Genomic DNA, 16,520 nt, shown 5'->3' with positions numbered 1-16,520 from the left:
AAGAAAAGCCGGAGGCGCAGCGCCTCCGGTGTACTTTAGAACGTCATGCTCAACTGTGCCCCTGCGCCCCAGGTCTCGTCTTCGCCATAAAGCCCCATCAGGTCAACATGGACGGAGTTGAACGGCGCAAAACCGACACCGCCGGTAAAGACGTTGCTGTCGTTCCCTTTCATATCCGCACGATAACCGGCGCGTACTGCCAGCCAGCTCAGCGGCGTGACTTCGGCACCGACGCCAACGTACTGGGAGGTGTCTTCGCTTTTAAAGCCCTTGGTTTCGGTCAGATCGCCATCTGCGGTCAGCGTGACCAGATCGTTGTGCCAGGCGGCCCCGGCAGTGACCAGCGGACGGATCTGATAGGTGTCTTTATAACTCACCACCTCTCCCGTGCGCCCGTTGCGAATGCGGATATCTTTGGTATCGATATCGCGCGACATCAGGTTTTGCCCGCTCACGCCGACCGTCCAGTTTTCACCGAAATCAGCAGCAATACCGGCATCAACGTTGAAGCCAGTGTCGTCGGTACGGTAGCGGCTGTCGTTCCACTTATTACTGTCGTAATCGTAGATTGAGGTAGTGTAGTTATAGAGCCAGGTTTTTTGCAGCTTCGGCGTGACGCCAACAGAAACCGGAACGCCGCCAAGATCGAACTGACGGGCTACCGCAATACCGTAGTCGGACACAATCGCCGCCCGACCAGACGCCGTAGAGTTAAGGTTTTTGGTGATCTGATCGGAACCGTTTAGCGCGGCATCCAGCGCCACACCGGCAGCCACCGCATCGCTTCGTTGTATACCGCGCAGATAATCAATGTCCTGCTGATCGATTGAAGAGCTGACGCGGCCATGTGCATAGCCTTTGGCCATAAAGGCCACGGAAAGGACATCGTTAGGGATACTGACGGCAATCCCCGCCCCTGCGGTGGCGTGTGCGGTTTTGCCTTTCAGGTAGTCCAGCTCATCAGCGAGATCTTTCGCTGCGCCCTGGAACTGATTGATCGAACCTAATGGATTCGTGATGATATCAATGGGGGTCAGACTATCAACCACGTCCTTGTAATGATTGATTTTATCGTTAATGGTATCAATCTCGTCCTGAAGATTGTCTTCATCGGTCACCTGCACGCCAACGGACGGCAAAATGACCGTCACATCATCCTCGGGCTTAGATTTTGCCAGTAACGCGGGGTTGATTAACGCCCCGCTGCCATAGCTCCCTGCCGCGACACCCGTTCCGCCCATTGCGTCGCTACGCGCTTCCGTCCAGGTATTGGCTGCTCCCGCCTGATTTGCCATAAAAAAGGAGACAGCAATGCTAACCATCGAAAATTTAAAATGTTTTTTCACAGTGTGCTCGTAAATAGTTTGTTATTAGTTAACCCTGTCTGTTATCACCCAAACAGGAACGAACTATTGCTGTGAATAAGTACAAAAAGACCCGCTATTTCCCTAAGTTAAATTCCATCCCGGCCTGTTCTAATGTGTGACGACCATCAATATTTATAGAAGAGGAAATTATTTTCGCCCAGGTTTTCCATCGTGCGGGCCAAAAAACTGAGGCGGATGGTCTACCCAGTGGTCTTCGCGCGTCACGGCATACACCGGATTGAGGGGATAGTAGATGCGGTTATGTTTTTTATTAGCCTCACCCACCACCAGTAAGCGCACCTCTTCATCGGTGTTGTTGATAAAGGTATGGCACACGCCCGTGCCGGCAGGAAATCCCACGCTGTCTCCGGGTTCAAGCTTCCACAGATAACCATTGATCCAGGCCTCAGGGTAACCCTCCAGAACGTAAACAAACTCCTCTTCGTCGCTTTCCGCATGCGGATAAGAAGTACGGCGTCCGGGCGGCAGCCGTTCATGGTGAATACCAATGCGGCCGAGACCCAGCTTGCGGGCCAGCGGCGCGCCAATAGAAAACCGTTCATTGCTGTCCGGATACGTTGCGTCATCGGCGCCTTCCACGTCCCGCCAGTGCCGAATACAGTCAGGTCTTTTCATCATGCGATCTCCCGATTTGCGATGCGTCAGGTATAGCACAGCCCGGCGGATCTCGGTGTTTTTAGCAGAACATGATAAAGTGAGGGTTTTCACCCCTTACCACATCCGAGGTGCCCGATGGACAAGTCCACAAAAGAGCTGTTAGCGCAAGCTGAAAAGCTCTGTGCGCAACGCAATGTGCGCCTGACCCCGCAGCGCCTTGAGGTACTGCGTCTGATGAGCCTGCAACAGGGTGCCATCAGCGCTTACGATCTGCTCGACCTGCTGCGTGAAAGCGAGCCGCAGGCAAAACCGCCGACCGTCTATCGGGCGCTGGATTTTCTGCTGGAGCAAGGGTTTGTGCATAAAGTGGAATCAACAAACAGCTATGTGCTGTGCCATCTTTTTGACCAGCCTACTCACACGTCCGCCATGTTTATCTGCGATCGCTGTGGCGTGGTGAAGGAAGAGTGTGCGGAAGGTGTGGAAGATATTATGCATACGCTGGCAGCCAGAATGGGCTTTGCGCTGCGCCATAACGTGATCGAAGCCCACGGCTTATGTTCTGCCTGCGTGGAGGTGGAGTCATGCCGTCATCAGGATGCCTGTCAGCACGATCACTCTATCCTGGTGAAGAAAAAGCCGCGTTAAGGCCAAAGAAAAAGGCGGCTCAGAGCCGCCCTTGGGGATAGTGCCGGTTACCAGCGGTAGTCGTTACGGGTTTCCCAGTCTTTGACTTCGTTTTCCGCCTGATCTTTTTCATAACCGTAGCGCTCCTGGATTTTACCTACCAGCTGATCGCGCTTACCTTCAATGACGGTCATATCGTCATCTGTCAGCTTACCCCACTGTTCTTTCGCTTTACCTTTGAATTGCTTCCAGTTGCCGCCGATTTCGTCTTTATTCATAATCGTGTCCTCGTGTTAAGCGTCTATGAGTATCGTCCGCTTCGTTCTTTTCTGCTGGACGTGATTATTATTATAGTTAAGGATTCGGCATTTATTTTTATATTCGGAATCTTTAACCGTTACGATATATCGTGCGGGGCTGGAAACCAGGTATTGTTTCGCCAGTGACGACGCCAGATAACGGCCAGCGAAAGGCCACGCAGTGAGAGAAACACCGCCAGCGCGAGCCACAGACCATGATTGCCGAGATACGGCAAGGTCAGCAGCGTCAGGCCGAACCCCGCCGCAGCGACGGCCATGCTGTTGCGCATCTCCGCCCCGCGCGTCGCACCAATAAACATGCCGTCCAGCAAATAGCACCACACACCCACCACCGGTAATACTACCTGCCAGAGGATGTAGCGATCGGCCAGCTCACGTAGCGCGGGCAACGAGGTGAGAAGCGCGACAATATGCCCACCAAAACAGGCGTAAACCAGAGCAAAGACCAGCGCCACCAGACCCGCCTGACGACAGGCAGCACGCCAGACTTCGCGTAACTGGCCGCTTTCACGCGCGCCATAAGCCTGCCCTGAATGCGCCTCGACGGCGTAAGCAAAACCATCCAGCGCGTAAGCGGTAAAGGTCAGTAACGTCATGAGCACTGCGTTGACGGCGACGATCTCAGGCCCAAGACGCGCACCAAAAACGGTTAATGCGCCGAAGCAGAGTTGCAGCAGGAGCGAACGGAGCATGATGTCGCGATTGAGCGCCAGCAGCTTACGCATATTGCCGCGCCAGGCCGATTTCAGCAGATCCAGGGTGATACCGCGCATCGCCAGCACGCGCCAGACCATCCCCAAACCGATCAGCAGCGTCCCGTACTCGGCAATTGCCGTAGCCAGCGCCGCGCCCCGGACGTTCATGTGCAGTCCCATCACCAGCCAGAGATCGAGCACAATGTTAAGCAGGTTGCCCACCACCAGCAGGATCACTGGCGCGCGGGCGTACTGCACGCCCAGCAGCCAGCCCAGAAGGACCAGGTTTGCCAGTGAAGCGGGCGCGCTGAGCCAGCGAATTTCGAGGAACCGCCGGGCTTGTTCCAGTACGGCATCGCTGCCGCCTACAATATGGAGCGCAAGATCAATCAGCGGCGTACGCAACAGAACGATTAACGCGCCAGCACCGAACGCCAGAATGAGCGGCTGAACCAGCGCACGCGCCAGACGCAGGGGATCTTTTGCACCATACGCCTGGGCCGTCAGGCCTGTCGTACTCATGCGCAGAAAAAGTAGCAGCATAAAGAGGAAGCTGGTCGCCGTTGCGCCGATCGCGACGCCGCCCAGGTAAATCGGCGAATCCAGATGCCCGATTACCGCCGTATCCACCAGCCCCAGCAGAGGAACGGTAATATTGGAAAAAATCATCGGTAGCGCAAGACGCCACAACGCCTTATCGGCAGAAGTTAGCAATGCCATGGAAATTACCGGAATCAGAAAACAGGCCAGGCTGTAGAGGAACTACAGCCTGTCAGGAAAAGATTACAGCCATTCACCGTTGCGGATAACGCCGACCGCCAGCCCTTCAATAGAGAAGCTCTGCTCGCGGAGATCCACCACAATCGGGGAGAATTCATTGTTTTCAGGCAGAAGCTGCACGGTATTGCCTTGTTTTTTCAGGCGCTTAACCGTCACTTCATCATCAATGCGCGCCACGACCACTTGTCCGTTACGCACGTCCTGGGTTTTGTGTACCGCCAGCAGATCGCCATCAAGAATACCGATATCTTTCATGGACATTCCGCTAACGCGCAGCAGGAAATCGGCGCTCGGCTTGAACATGCCTGGGTCAACCTGATAGTGCCCTTCGATGTGCTGCTGCGCCAGCAGAGGTTCACCTGCGGCTACGCGACCCACCAGCGGAATACCGCTCTCTTCTTCCACCAGCAGACGGATGCCGCGTGAGGCGCCGGAAACAATCTCAATCACGCCCTTACGCGCAAGCGCCTTAAGGTGCTCTTCGGCAGCATTAGGAGAACGGAAGCCCAGACGCTGCGCAATTTCTGCACGCGTGGGTGGCATACCCGTCTGGCCGATATGATCCCGAATGAGATCAAACACCTCTTGCTGCCTGGTCGTTAACGCTTTCATACCGCCCCCTGGGTGTATATACAGTTATGCTGTGAGTATATACAGTCAAAGGCGATTTTGGAACCAAAAACTGCACAAAAAACCAGGGACTTAATTATTCCTCGAGGCTCATCGGAAATGCGACCAAAGTAGCGTGACCCAGGTGATCGCCGCCGTGATAATCGACAGCAGTACGGCAGCGGAACCCATGTCTTTCGCCCGGCCAGACAGTTCATGGAATTCCGACCCGATTCGGTCAACAACGGCCTCAATAGCGCTATTCAGAATTTCCACTATCATCACCAGAAGGACAGATCCGATGAGCAGTACGCGGGTGATAGCATCAACATCAAGGAAGCAGGCGATGACAACGGCAACGATTGCGGCAACCGCTTCCTGGCGGAAAGCGGCTTCATTAACCCATGCGGCGCGGAAACCTTTCCATGAATAACCGGCAGCTTTAATGATTCGAGTTAACCCAGTGGTATTATTGGCCATTAAAAGAACCTTTTATGATAAATAGCGTCAGTAACTAAAGCCGCAGCGCGTTTTGCTGCGACCTGAAGTATGACGGGTAACAACAGAAATTTTGCGCGCTTTCTGTTATCCTTGCGCCGCAATTGCATTATTAACCAGAGGCTTTACATCGTTTATGTCCGGCTGGCCACGAATTTACTACAAATTACTTAATTTACCATTAAGCGTACTGGTAAAAAGTAAGTCTATCCCAGCAGAACCTGCGCTGGAATTAGGGCTCGATACGTCGCGCCCTATTATGTACGTTTTGCCTTATAACTCGAAGGCAGACCTGCTAACGCTTCGCGCTCAATGTCTGGCGCACGATTTACCTGACCCGCTTGAACCGCTGGAAGTCGACGGTACGCTGCTGCCGCGCTACGTGTTCATCCATGGCGGACCGCGCGTGTTCACCTATTACACGCCGAAAGAAGAGTCCATTAAGCTGTTCCATGATTACCTCGATCTGCACCGCAGCAACCCCGATCTGGACGTGCAGATGGTGCCGGTGTCGGTGATGTTTGGCCGTCGTCCGGGGCGTGAAAAAGGGGAAGAGAACCCGCCGCTGCGTATGCTCAACGGCATTCAGAAATTCTTCGCCGTCTCATGGCTGGGACGCGACAGCTTTGTTCGCTTCTCGCCTTCCGTTTCACTGCGCCGCATGGCGGATGAACACGGTACTGACAAAATCATTGCGCAAAAGCTGGCGCGCGTTGCGCGTATGCACTTTGCACGTCAGCGTCTGGCGGCCGTTGGGCCACGTCTCCCGGCGCGTCAGGATCTGTTTAACAAGCTGCTGGCTTCCAAAGCGATTGCCCGTGCCGTAGAAGACGAAGCGCGCAGCAAGAAGATTTCGCACGAGAAAGCGCAGCAGAACGCAATCGCGCTGATGGAAGAGATCGCCGCGAACTTCTCCTACGAGATGATTCGTCTCTCTGACCGTATCCTCGGTTTCACGTGGAACCGCCTCTATCAGGGGATTAACGTCCACAACGCCGAGCGCGTGCGTCAGTTAGCGCATGACGGCCACGAGATTGTCTATGTGCCCTGCCACCGCAGCCACATGGACTACCTGCTGCTCTCTTACGTGCTCTATCACCAGGGCCTGGTGCCGCCGCATATTGCTGCCGGTATCAACCTGAACTTCTGGCCAGCTGGTCCGATTTTCCGCCGTCTGGGTGCGTTCTTCATTCGTCGTACCTTCAAGGGTAACAAGCTCTACTCCACCGTCTTCAGGGAGTATCTGGGCGAGCTGTTCAGCCGCGGTTATTCCGTGGAGTACTTTGTTGAAGGCGGTCGCTCCCGTACCGGTCGTCTGCTCGATCCGAAGACCGGCACGCTGTCGATGACCATTCAGGCCATGCTGCGTGGCGGTACGCGTCCTATCACGCTGGTGCCTATTTACATCGGTTATGAACACGTGATGGAAGTGGGCACCTACGCGAAAGAGCTGCGCGGTGCGACCAAAGAGAAAGAGAGTCTGCCGCAGATGCTGCGTGGTCTGAGTAAATTGCGCAATCTCGGCCAGGGCTACGTGAACTTTGGCGAGCCCCTGCCGCTGATGACGTATCTGAACCATCATGTTCCGGAGTGGCGCGAGTCTATTGATCCTATCGAAGCGGTACGTCCGGCCTGGCTGACGCCAACGGTCAACGGCATTGCATCCGAGCTGATGGTACGCATCAACAATGCTGGTGCGGCAAACGCCATGAACCTGTGTTGTACCGCGCTTCTGGCCTCTCGCCAGCGTTCACTGACCCGTGAACAGCTGACCGAGCAGATTGATTGCTATCTGGATATCATGCGCAACGTGCCGTATTCCGTGGATTCGACCGTGCCGTCTGCCACCGCCAGCGAATTGATCGATCACGCGTTGCAGATGAACAAGTTCGAAGTCGAGAAAGATACGATTGGTGACATCATCATTCTGCCGCGCGAGCAGGCCGTGCTGATGACCTACTACCGTAATAACATCACTCACATGCTGATGCTGCCGTCACTGATGGCTGCCATTATTACCCAGCACCGCCGTATTTCGCGTCAGGAGCTGCTGCGCCATATTCAGGCCATCTATCCGATGCTGAAAGCGGAGCTGTTCCTGCGCTGGAGTAACGATGAGCTGGCGGCAGAGCTCGATAAAATGTCCGCAGAGATGCGTCGTCAGGGGCTGATTACCATCAGTGATGACGAACTGCATATCAATCCGTCACGTTCCCGAACCTTGCAGCTCCTGGCTTCCGGTGCGCGTGAGACGTTGCAGCGCTACGCCATTACCTTCTGGTTATTGAGTGCTAACCCGTCAATCAACCGCGGTACGCTGGAAAAAGAGAGTCGGACGCTGGCCCAGCGCCTGTCCGTTCTGCATGGCATTAACGCCCCGGAATTCTTCGACAAAGCGGTATTCAGCTCCCTGGTGCTGACGCTGCGCGACGAAGGTTACATTAGCGATACGGGCGATGCTGAGCCGGAAGAGACGATGAAGGTTTACCAGATGCTGGCAGAGCTGATTACCGCGGATGTGCGTTTAACGATTGAGAGTTCGACGCAGGGCGAGTGATGTTAAAGCCGGGTGGCGCTAACGCTTACCCGGCCTACATGTTCTGCTAAATCGTAGGCCGGGTAAGGCGAAGCCGCCACCCGGCTTTTTTATGACCAATAACTCATCGCCAGCCCCATAAACAGCACCAGCCCGACGTAGTTATTATTCAGAAACGCTTTAAAGCAGGCTTCACGCTCGCGCTTCGCGATCAGCTTCTGCTGATACGCAAACAGCAGACCCGCCACCAGCACGGACCAGTAAAACTCCCAGTTCAGCCCGTTCAGGCGACCAATCGCCACCATCAGCGCCAGCACCGCCACCTGCAATATGCCGATGATCAGTTTGTCGTGACGGCCAAACAGGATCGCCGTCGATTTGATGCCAATCTTGAGATCGTCATCGCGATCGACCATCGCGTATTGGGTATCGTACGCAACGGCCCAGAGAATATTCGCCAGGAACATCAGCCAGCAGCTGAGCGGAACGGACTCGCTGACCGCGGCAAACGCCATGGGAATCGACCAGCCAAATGCCGCACCCAATACCACCTGCGGCAGATGGGTGTATCGCTTCATAAATGGGTAGACCCAGGCCAGCGCCAGAGCAGCGACGGACAGCAGAATGGTCATGGTGTTAAGGGTTAACACCAGCATGAAAGAGAGAAGCACCAGCACCACAAACAGGATGCGCGCCTCTTTCCCGGTCACCTGACCGCTCGGCAAAGGACGATTCGCGGTGCGCTTAACATGTCCATCAAATTTCCGGTCAGCATAGTCGTTGACCACACAGCCCGCAGCGCGCATCAGCCAGACACCCGCCACAAACACCGCCAGGATCCAAAGCGGCGGTACGCCCGGCGTGGCAACCCACAGCGCCCATAAGGTCGGCCACAGCAGCAGCAGCGCGCCAATGGGTTTATCAGTACGCATCAGGCGGTGATAGGCCAGCAGCTTATTCTGCGTCAGACTCCACTCCATTTTTTCTCCCTCTTAGTACAACGGCGATGCAGGCAAAAAGAGTTCCGTCAGTATTAACGGCTTGCCACTCAAACGAAGGCGGGAACGGCGCCCCCACAAATCGGCATCGCAACCAATTTCAATAAAATCACGGGTCAGTTCAGACGAGGTGAACAGATAGCGCCCCAGCGGCGTTTTGCCGAGGCGTTGCAGTGCAAGCTCCGGCCCGGAAAGTGTAGACTCAGGAACCACCGTTCGCCCGGCAAGCCACGGCTCGCCATCCGCACAGAGTAAAATTTCACGCAGCCAGTAGCGTTCTTCTTGCGGCAGCAGCGGCAGCTCGCTGGCAATCGCTTCAGCCGAGACAAACCCTTCCTGAATCATCGTCACCGTGACCGTTTTACCCTGTTGCTCAAAACGTTTTGTCATGGAATCTTCCAGCAGCAGCCAGTCCAGCTGTTCCGGGTCAAGCGCAGGGATGTGGTCGAAATAGCGTAGCGCACGCAGCTGCGTTAGCGCGGGGTGTGACATGCCAGACTCTCCGATACATAACGTAAAAGCATTGTATCGCAGATTGGCAAAATGAGGACGGACAAACAGAATTTAACGATCACTATCGCAACAAAGGTGCAACTTAGCCAAAAAAAGTGCGCCCGTGAAGGCGCACTAAACGACTAACAAAATCAGCACTGTGGGGAGACGGTTACCCCTTGCCTTTTACACTGCTGATAAAGGTGGAACGGGCAGTGGTTGAACCTAAACGCTCGGCTTCATCAAGCAGTTTCAGCGCTTTATCGACATCGCCGTTTTTAACTGCCTGCTTGATGGCGTTGTTAAAGTAAGTTTCAGTATCGTTAAGCACCGGCTCGGCTTTTTTCGCCGGGGCCGGGGCTGCGGCTGGTGCTGCGGCTGGCGCGGCATACACAGGCGCGGCAGTATTACCCACCGTTACCGGACCCGGGCCAGATGAGCCAAACAGTGGGCCTACGAGTACGCTGGAGCTGCTGTTGGTTTTCACCTTCAGCTTAAGCAGGCCGTCGGTGGTATGGCGCGCAATCGGATCGGGAATATCGGGAATGGCGTTACCAACCCCTTTGGCATAGGCTTTTGCCGGATCGAGCAGAGTGGTGGTTTGCTGCAAATCTTTTTCAGTGGTGAAGATCAGTACGTAGAGCTTTTGCTGCCCGAGCGCCGGGGTCAGACGCATTACCCCTTCCAGGCGGTCCGCGCTCATTACACCCGGCTCTTGATAGGTAAAATAGCTGCTGGGGAAATAGGCGGAAGGCGTCATGTTCTGATCGAGGATCAGAACGTTCGGCGCAAAAACGCTGGTCTGTTTGTTAACTTCACTGGATAAAGTCAACGTTAGCTCACCGATATTAGCCGGTACGCTATAGGCGGCTACCGGCCCGGTAATGCCAGCCACATTGAGCTGTTGGCCACCCGTCGCAAGCTGTGTGCTCTGCGTTTTGGACTGATCCACCGGCGTCCAGGTTAATTGCTGTAGAGCGGCTGTCGGAATGGCAGGCGCTGCGCTGGTATTCTGCGGTACATAATTGACGTCAGCGAGCGTGACGCCAGGCACACAGGCCAGCAGACCCGCTGACAGGCACAGCGCGACGAGATTTTTCTTCATTTTCATTGTTATCACCTCAGAAAGCGTAAGCACTGCGGTGGCCAGGCAATAGCGCGCAGTACCTCAGGAATTGAGGGGCTTTCGCCCCCCAGATTACATCGTCAGATCAGGATTCGGTTACCACCAGATTTCCATCTGGGCGCCGAAGGAGAACTCATCGTCATCGCCGCGGCTGGTAGAGAATCGACCGTTACCGGTGGAGTCAGAGATCGCGTAACGGGTGGCATCGCCGTTACCGTTCTTCGCGTAGCCCCATTTCTCATCCCACTTCGCGTAGGTTGCGAAGACACGGATGGCCGGACGAGACCAGATGCTGTCGCCAGCCTGCCACTGTTGCGCCAGGGTGATTTTGTACTGGCTGTTGCGATCGCCGGTTTCCTGGGATTTGACGTTGTCGTAGCCCACTTCCAGCAGGGTGCTCATGATTGGCGTCCATTTGTACATCGGACGTACACCCACGGTCCACCAGTCACTCCCCTGGTTATCATCCATGTCGAGTTTCTGGTACATACCGACATACATCAGGTCCCACTTGTCGGCCAGGGTGATTGCACCGTGGTCCAGGATGCGCCAGAGGCTGCCGTTGTTGTTAATCACATCGTTGGCGTAATTGGTCGTCGTGCCATCAGGATTCGTGATGGTAAAGCTGGAAGAACCATAGGAACCCTGGCTCAGACCTTTACCCTGCGTGGTCATTGAGTCCATCGCATACTGCAGCACAAACTTGTTGTAGCCTTTCAGCATGCTCTGGGTATGTTCAGCGGTGAACATCCAGCCATCTTTCGACGCGCCGTCGGCAAGATCATAGCCGTCGGTCGTGTTCGCGCGGCCATAATCCACACCCAGTTCCAGCACGCCGTCCGGGTTAGTTTCCAGGCCCGCTAAACGCACGTCAAATACGTCGTTCGCGGTATCTTTGGTACGGTCATAGATGTTCTGGCTGCTGAAGGCATAAGAACCGCCAGCTTCCTGGGAACGCGTCGCTGCCAGAGACAGTTTACCGAAGCCCAGATCGATGTTTTCAATACCGGCACCAGGACCAGAGATATCCCAGTAGTAGAAGTCGATCATGTGTACGTCATGACGCTGATAGAAGCGCTTACCGGCCCAGATGGTAGAGCCAGGCAGCCATTCAATCAGGTTTTTACCCTGCACGTTAGCTTCACGGAACGCCGGATCGGTACCTTCCCAGTCATTCTGCTGTGCCACGGAGTACGCTACGTTGGTGTCGAAATAGAAGCTCTTGTCGCCTTCTTTCCACACTTCCTGGCCCAGTTTCAGTTCGGCGTAGGTTTCACATTCGTTACCGAGACGGTATTTACTTTGTGCGCCTGTTGCCTGGAAACATTGTTGTTCACCGCCACTACCCGTCCAGCCGATACCAGAACGAGCATAACCATGGAAATCCACTGCCAGTGCCTGAGCAGACATTACGCCCGCTGCGACGGCAACTGCCAAAGGAAGTTTGCGCAGAGTAATCATTATTCTATCTCCTGAGATCATTGCTTTTCTTTGTAATTGGAATGCTTAAACGCCTGGCTCTTTGTGCAACCGACGACATGCAGTGCCATCCTCACGGAACAGATGGCAACGCTCTGGCGGCAAACCGATAGCGAATGTGGCACCCTCTTCTACCAACACCACGTCATTCTGGCGGTAGACCAGGTTCTGACGGATGGCGGGGATCTGGATATGAATCTGTGTTTCGTGACCAAGCTGTTCGACGACCTGAACTTCACCTTCCAGCGTCACATCAGCGATGTGGCTCGGCAGTAAATGCTCAGGGCGGATACCGAGGGACATATTGGCCCCCACCTGTACGTTGGCGCTGTCGACCGGCAGCCAGACTTGCTGACGGTTTGGCAGCTCCACCTGTACCTGTTCGATTGCCGTCGCGGTCACTTTTACGGGCAGGAAGTTCATCTTTGGCGAGCCAATGAAGCCCGCAACAAAGCGGTCTGCCGGGTAGTGATACAGCTCCAGCGGTTTGCCCACCTGCGCCACGCGACCGGCGTCCAGTACCACGATTTTGTCGGCCAGCGTCATCGCTTCGACCTGATCGTGGGTGACGTAAATCATCGTGCGTCCAAGACGCTTGTGCAGACGGGAGATTTCGATACGCATCTGGACGCGCAGGGCGGCATCCAGGTTAGAGAGAGGTTCATCGAGCAGGAACACGCGCGGCTCGGCCACCAGCGTACGGCCGATCGCCACACGCTGACGCTGACCACCGGAGAGCGCCTTCGGTTTACGCTCCAGCAGATGTGCCAGCTGGAGCACTTCCGCCACCTGGGTGACGCGCTGGTTAATGGTCTCTTTTTTCGCGCCGGCCAGCTTCAGGCCAAAGGACATGTTCTCGGCAACGGAAAGATGCGGATAAAGCGCATAAGACTGGAACACCATGCCCACGCCGCGTTCAGCTGGCGGGATGTCGTTCATTCGGGTATCACCAATAAATAAATCGCCACTGGTGATGGTTTCAAGACCGGCAATCATACGCAGCAGAGTAGATTTACCACAGCCTGATGGACCAACGAACACCACAAACTCACCTTCGTGGATGTCCAGATTGATGTCTTTTGACACCACAACGTCGCCCCAGGCTTTCGTTACATTACGCAGCTGTACGCTCGCCATGCCCTTCTCCCTTCGTTACAACCTGTCACCGACAGAAACATTCAAGATAAGTTCACTATGCGTGTTCCATTACTTTCGTGAATCCTCCACCCCCCGGCTTTTTTATGGGGGAGGAGGCGGGAGGATGAGAGAGCAGGCTCTGCGACCGCAGCGGAGGGGCTGAGGCGAAAATCGTGAAGCGGCCTGCAAAATTCAGTGGGTTTTTATGTGCGCCAGCACTCATAACTTAAATTTATGTTACAGGGATCACACAAACAGGGGGTGGGGCGTAGGGACTGGGAGGATGGAAAGAGGATGTCAAATAAGGAGACTGAGTCACGTTGAACCACCTTATGTATCCACGAGCACATCACCAATAAAGGATGGCAGATATGAAGATCAAGACTGGCGCACGCGTTTTCGCATTGTCCGCCCTCGCAGCAATGATGATTTCCGCACCGGCTCTCGCCAAAATTGAAGAAGGTAAGCTGGTTATCTGGATTAACGGCGACAAGGGCTATAACGGTCTGGCCGAAGTGGGCAAAAAATTCGAGAAAGACACCGGTATCAAAGTCACCGTAGAACACCCGGACAAACTGGAAGAGAAGTTCCCGCAGGTTGCGGCAACCGGCGATGGACCGGACATTATCTTCTGGGCGCATGACCGTTTCGGGGGCTACGCGCAGTCTGGCCTGCTGGCAGAAGTTACGCCAGACAAAGCCTTCCAGGACAAACTGTTCCCGTTCACCTGGGACGCCGTTCGCTATAACGGCAAGCTGATCGCTTACCCAATCGCGGTTGAAGCCCTGTCACTGATTTACAACAAAGACCTGGTGCCAAATCCACCGAAAACCTGGGAAGAGATCCCTGCTCTGGATAAAGAGCTGAAGGCGAAAGGTAAATCCGCTCTGATGTTCAACCTGCAAGAGCCGTACTTCACCTGGCCGCTGATTGCTGCCGACGGCGGCTACGCGTTCAAGTTTGAAAACGGCAAATATGACGTGAAAGACGTGGGCGTGGACAACGCGGGCGCGAAAAAAGGCCTGACCTTCCTGGTTGACCTGATTAAGAACAAACACATGAACGCGGATACCGACTACTCCATCGCGGAAGCGGCGTTCAACAAAGGCGAAACCGCGATGACCATCAACGGTCCGTGGGCCTGGACCAACATCGACAAGAGCAAAGTCAACTACGGCGTGACCCTGCTGCCAACCTTCAACGGCAAGCCGTCTAAACCGTTTGTTGGCGTGCTGAGCGCGGGTATCAACGCCGCCAGCCCGAACAAAGAGCTGGCGAAAGAGTTCCTCGAAAACTACCTGCTGACCGATCAGGGTCTGGATGAAGTGAACAAGGACAAACCGCTGGGCGCCGTTGCGCTGAAATCCTTCCAGGATCAGTTAGCGAAAGATCCACGCATTGCGGCCACCATGGATAACGCCCAGAAAGGCGAAATCATGCCGAACATCCCACAGATGGCTGCGTTCTGGTACGCCACCCGTACCGCCGTCATCAACGCTGCAAGCGGTCGCCAGACTGTTGATGCCGCGCTGAAAGATGCTCAGGGTCGTATTACTAAGTAAGTCTGAAAAACGGCGGGTGGCGCGTGCGCTTACCCGCCCTACGACTACGGCACGATCCGTAGGTCAGGTAAGCCCAGCGCCACCTGACGATAAGTTTCCACCGTTGTAGAGGAAGAACCCCATGGATGTCATTAAAAAGAAACGCTGGTGGCAAAGCGACGCACTGAAGTGGTCAGTGATAGGTCTGCTGTGTCTGCTGGTGGGTTACCTTGTTGTTTTAATGTACGTGCAAGGGGAATACCTTTTTGCCATCATGACGCTGATTTTAAGCTCGGTTGGCCTGTATATTTTCGCCAACCGTAAAGCGTATGCCTGGCGCTATGTCTACCCCGGTGTTGCCGGGATGGGGCTGTTTGTCCTCTTTCCGCTGATCTGCACCATCGCGATTGCCTTTACTAACTACAGCAGCACCAACCAGCTCGCGCAGGAGCGTGCCACTCAGGTGCTTCTGGATCGTTCTTATCAGGCGGGTAAAACCTTTAACTTCGGCCTGTATCCTGCGGGAGATGAGTGGAAGTTAGCGCTCACTGACGGTGAGAGCGGCAAAAACTATCTTTCCGACGCGTTCAAATTTGGCGGCGAGCAGAAGCTGGTCTTAAAAGAGGCCGCGGCCTTGCCAGAAGGTGAACGTGCCAACCTGCGTATCATCACTCAAAATCGCCAGGCGCTGACCCAGCTCACCGCCGTGCTGCCCGATGACAGCAAAGTAACCATGAGCTCGCTGCGCCAGTTTTCCGGCACGCAGCCGCTTTATACTCTGGCGGATGACGGCACGCTGACCAACAACCAGAGCGGCGTGAAGTACCGTCCGAATAACGACATTGGTTTCTATCAGTCGGTGAATGCCGACGGCAGCTGGGGCGACGACAAGCTCAGCCCGGGCTATACCGTTACCATCGGCTGGGATAACTTTACCCGCGTGTTTACCGACGAAGGCATCCAGAAACCGTTCTTCGCCATCTTCGTCTGGACGGTAGTCTTCTCCATCCTGACCGTGATCCTGACCGTGGCCGTGGGCATGGTGCTGGCCTGTCTGGTCCAGTGGGAGTCCCTGAAAGGGAAAGCGATTTACCGCGTGCTGCTGATTCTGCCGTACGCCGTGCCATCGTTCATCTCGATTCTGATTTTCAAAGGGTTGTTTAACCAGAGCTTCGGTGAAATCAACATGATGCTGAGCGCGCTGTTCGGCATCAAACCGGCCTGGTTCAGCGACCCGACCACCGCTCGCTCGATGATTATCATCGTGAACACCTGGCTCGGTTATCCGTACATGATGATCCTGTGCATGGGGCTGCTGAAGGCCATCCCGGACGACCTGTACGAAGCCTCGGCGATGGACGGCGCGGGTCCGTTCCAGAACTTCTTCAAAATTACCCTGCCGCTGCTCATTAAGCCGCTGACGCCGCTGATGATTGCCAGCTTCGCCTTTAACTTTAACAACTTTGTGCTGATTCAGCTGTTGACCAACGGCGGTCCGGACCGTCTCGGCACCACCACGCCGGCAGGTTATACCGACCTGCTCGTGAGCTACACCTACCGTATCGCCTTCGAAGGCGGCGGTGGCCAGGACTTCGGACTGGCGGCGGCGATTGCCACCCTGATCTTCCTGCTGGTGGGCGCCCTGGCGATCGTGAACCTGAAAGCTACACGTATGAAATTTGACTAAGGAGGGCACT

15 protein-coding genes are annotated in these 16,520 nt (G+C 55.0%); 4 read left to right on the top strand and 11 right to left on the bottom strand.

The window, feature by feature from the left end:
- Window positions 1-35 precede the first annotated feature (35 nt).
- Together traF and INF86_RS01550 are read right to left on the bottom strand one after the other, a co-directional pair.
- Entirely contained in the window at window positions 36-1,322 is a 1,287-nt protein-coding gene (traF, locus tag INF86_RS01555; protein WP_227414713.1) for a conjugal transfer protein TraF, read from the bottom strand.
- A 192-nt stretch (window positions 1,323-1,514) separates the two neighbouring features.
- Entirely contained in the window at window positions 1,515-2,003 is a 489-nt protein-coding gene (locus tag INF86_RS01550; protein ID WP_022646741.1) for a cupin domain-containing protein, read from the bottom strand.
- A gap of 117 nt (window positions 2,004-2,120) precedes the next feature.
- Here INF86_RS01550 and zur point away from each other — a divergent pair, with 117 nt between their 5' ends.
- Window positions 2,121-2,633, top strand: a complete 513-nt coding sequence (gene zur, locus INF86_RS01545) for a zinc uptake transcriptional repressor Zur (RefSeq protein ID WP_006810484.1) — start codon at window positions 2,121-2,123, stop codon at window positions 2,631-2,633.
- Between the two features lie 47 nt (window positions 2,634-2,680).
- On the opposite strand, the gene INF86_RS01540 is transcribed toward zur, so the two are convergent.
- The 4 genes from INF86_RS01540 to INF86_RS01525 all read right to left on the bottom strand — a co-directional run bounded on the left by INF86_RS01540 (window position 2,681) and on the right by INF86_RS01525 (window position 5,496).
- On the bottom strand, window positions 2,681-2,890 hold the full coding sequence (locus INF86_RS01540; RefSeq protein ID WP_003860314.1) for a CsbD family protein: 210 nt from the start codon (window positions 2,888-2,890) through the stop codon (window positions 2,681-2,683).
- Between the two features lie 119 nt (window positions 2,891-3,009).
- Window positions 3,010-4,347 carry an MATE family efflux transporter DinF gene (gene dinF, locus INF86_RS01535; protein ID WP_022646740.1) on the bottom strand — a complete coding sequence of 446 codons (1,338 nt, stop codon included), beginning with the start codon at window positions 4,345-4,347 and terminating at the stop codon, window positions 3,010-3,012.
- A 63-nt stretch (window positions 4,348-4,410) separates the two neighbouring features.
- Window positions 4,411-5,019 (bottom strand): transcriptional repressor LexA, encoded by a 609-nt coding sequence (gene lexA, locus INF86_RS01530; protein ID WP_003860318.1) that lies wholly within the window; start codon window positions 5,017-5,019, stop codon window positions 4,411-4,413.
- 108 nt (window positions 5,020-5,127) lie between these two features.
- Window positions 5,128-5,496, bottom strand: a complete 369-nt coding sequence (locus INF86_RS01525) for a diacylglycerol kinase (RefSeq protein WP_006810487.1) — start codon at window positions 5,494-5,496, stop codon at window positions 5,128-5,130.
- 154 nt (window positions 5,497-5,650) lie between these two features.
- Here INF86_RS01525 and plsB point away from each other — a divergent pair, with 154 nt between their 5' ends.
- The gene (gene plsB, locus INF86_RS01520) at window positions 5,651-8,071 is read left to right on the top strand and encodes a glycerol-3-phosphate 1-O-acyltransferase PlsB (RefSeq protein WP_022646738.1); all 2,421 of its coding nucleotides are present in this window, start codon (window positions 5,651-5,653) and stop codon (window positions 8,069-8,071) included.
- An 89-nt stretch (window positions 8,072-8,160) separates the two neighbouring features.
- Here the strand turns inward: plsB and ubiA are convergent, their stop codons facing one another.
- The 5 genes from ubiA to malK form a co-directional block, all read right to left on the bottom strand.
- Entirely contained in the window at window positions 8,161-9,030 is an 870-nt protein-coding gene (ubiA, locus tag INF86_RS01515) for a 4-hydroxybenzoate octaprenyltransferase (RefSeq protein WP_023305257.1), read from the bottom strand.
- A 12-nt stretch (window positions 9,031-9,042) separates the two neighbouring features.
- A complete protein-coding gene (gene ubiC, locus INF86_RS01510) occupies window positions 9,043-9,540 on the bottom strand; it encodes a chorismate lyase (protein WP_058677314.1) in 498 nt (165 codons plus the stop codon).
- 172 nt (window positions 9,541-9,712) lie between these two features.
- The gene (gene malM, locus INF86_RS01505) at window positions 9,713-10,651 is read right to left on the bottom strand and encodes a maltose operon protein MalM (protein WP_032627019.1); all 939 of its coding nucleotides are present in this window, start codon (window positions 10,649-10,651) and stop codon (window positions 9,713-9,715) included.
- A gap of 111 nt (window positions 10,652-10,762) precedes the next feature.
- Window positions 10,763-12,130: a maltoporin gene (locus INF86_RS01500; protein WP_032621777.1), complete on the bottom strand. Its 1,368-nt coding sequence runs from the start codon at window positions 12,128-12,130 to the stop codon at window positions 10,763-10,765.
- A 42-nt stretch (window positions 12,131-12,172) separates the two neighbouring features.
- The gene (gene malK / locus INF86_RS01495; protein ID WP_003860329.1) at window positions 12,173-13,282 is read right to left on the bottom strand and encodes a maltose/maltodextrin ABC transporter ATP-binding protein MalK; all 1,110 of its coding nucleotides are present in this window, start codon (window positions 13,280-13,282) and stop codon (window positions 12,173-12,175) included.
- Between the two features lie 371 nt (window positions 13,283-13,653).
- On the opposite strand from malK, the gene malE reads away from it, so the two are divergent.
- Together malE and malF are read left to right on the top strand one after the other, a co-directional pair.
- Window positions 13,654-14,844: a maltose/maltodextrin ABC transporter substrate-binding protein MalE gene (gene malE / locus INF86_RS01490; protein WP_022646733.1), complete on the top strand. Its 1,191-nt coding sequence runs from the start codon at window positions 13,654-13,656 to the stop codon at window positions 14,842-14,844.
- Between the two features lie 121 nt (window positions 14,845-14,965).
- On the top strand, window positions 14,966-16,510 hold the full coding sequence (malF, locus tag INF86_RS01485) for a maltose ABC transporter permease MalF (protein ID WP_023299085.1): 1,545 nt from the start codon (window positions 14,966-14,968) through the stop codon (window positions 16,508-16,510).
- Window positions 16,511-16,520 lie beyond the last annotated feature (10 nt).

It is taken from the genome of Enterobacter cloacae complex sp. I1M (assembly GCF_014982425.1).
Lineage (GTDB): Bacteria > Pseudomonadota > Gammaproteobacteria > Enterobacterales > Enterobacteriaceae > Enterobacter > Enterobacter intestinihominis.
This window is presented reverse-complemented; position numbering and strand designations above follow the sequence as displayed.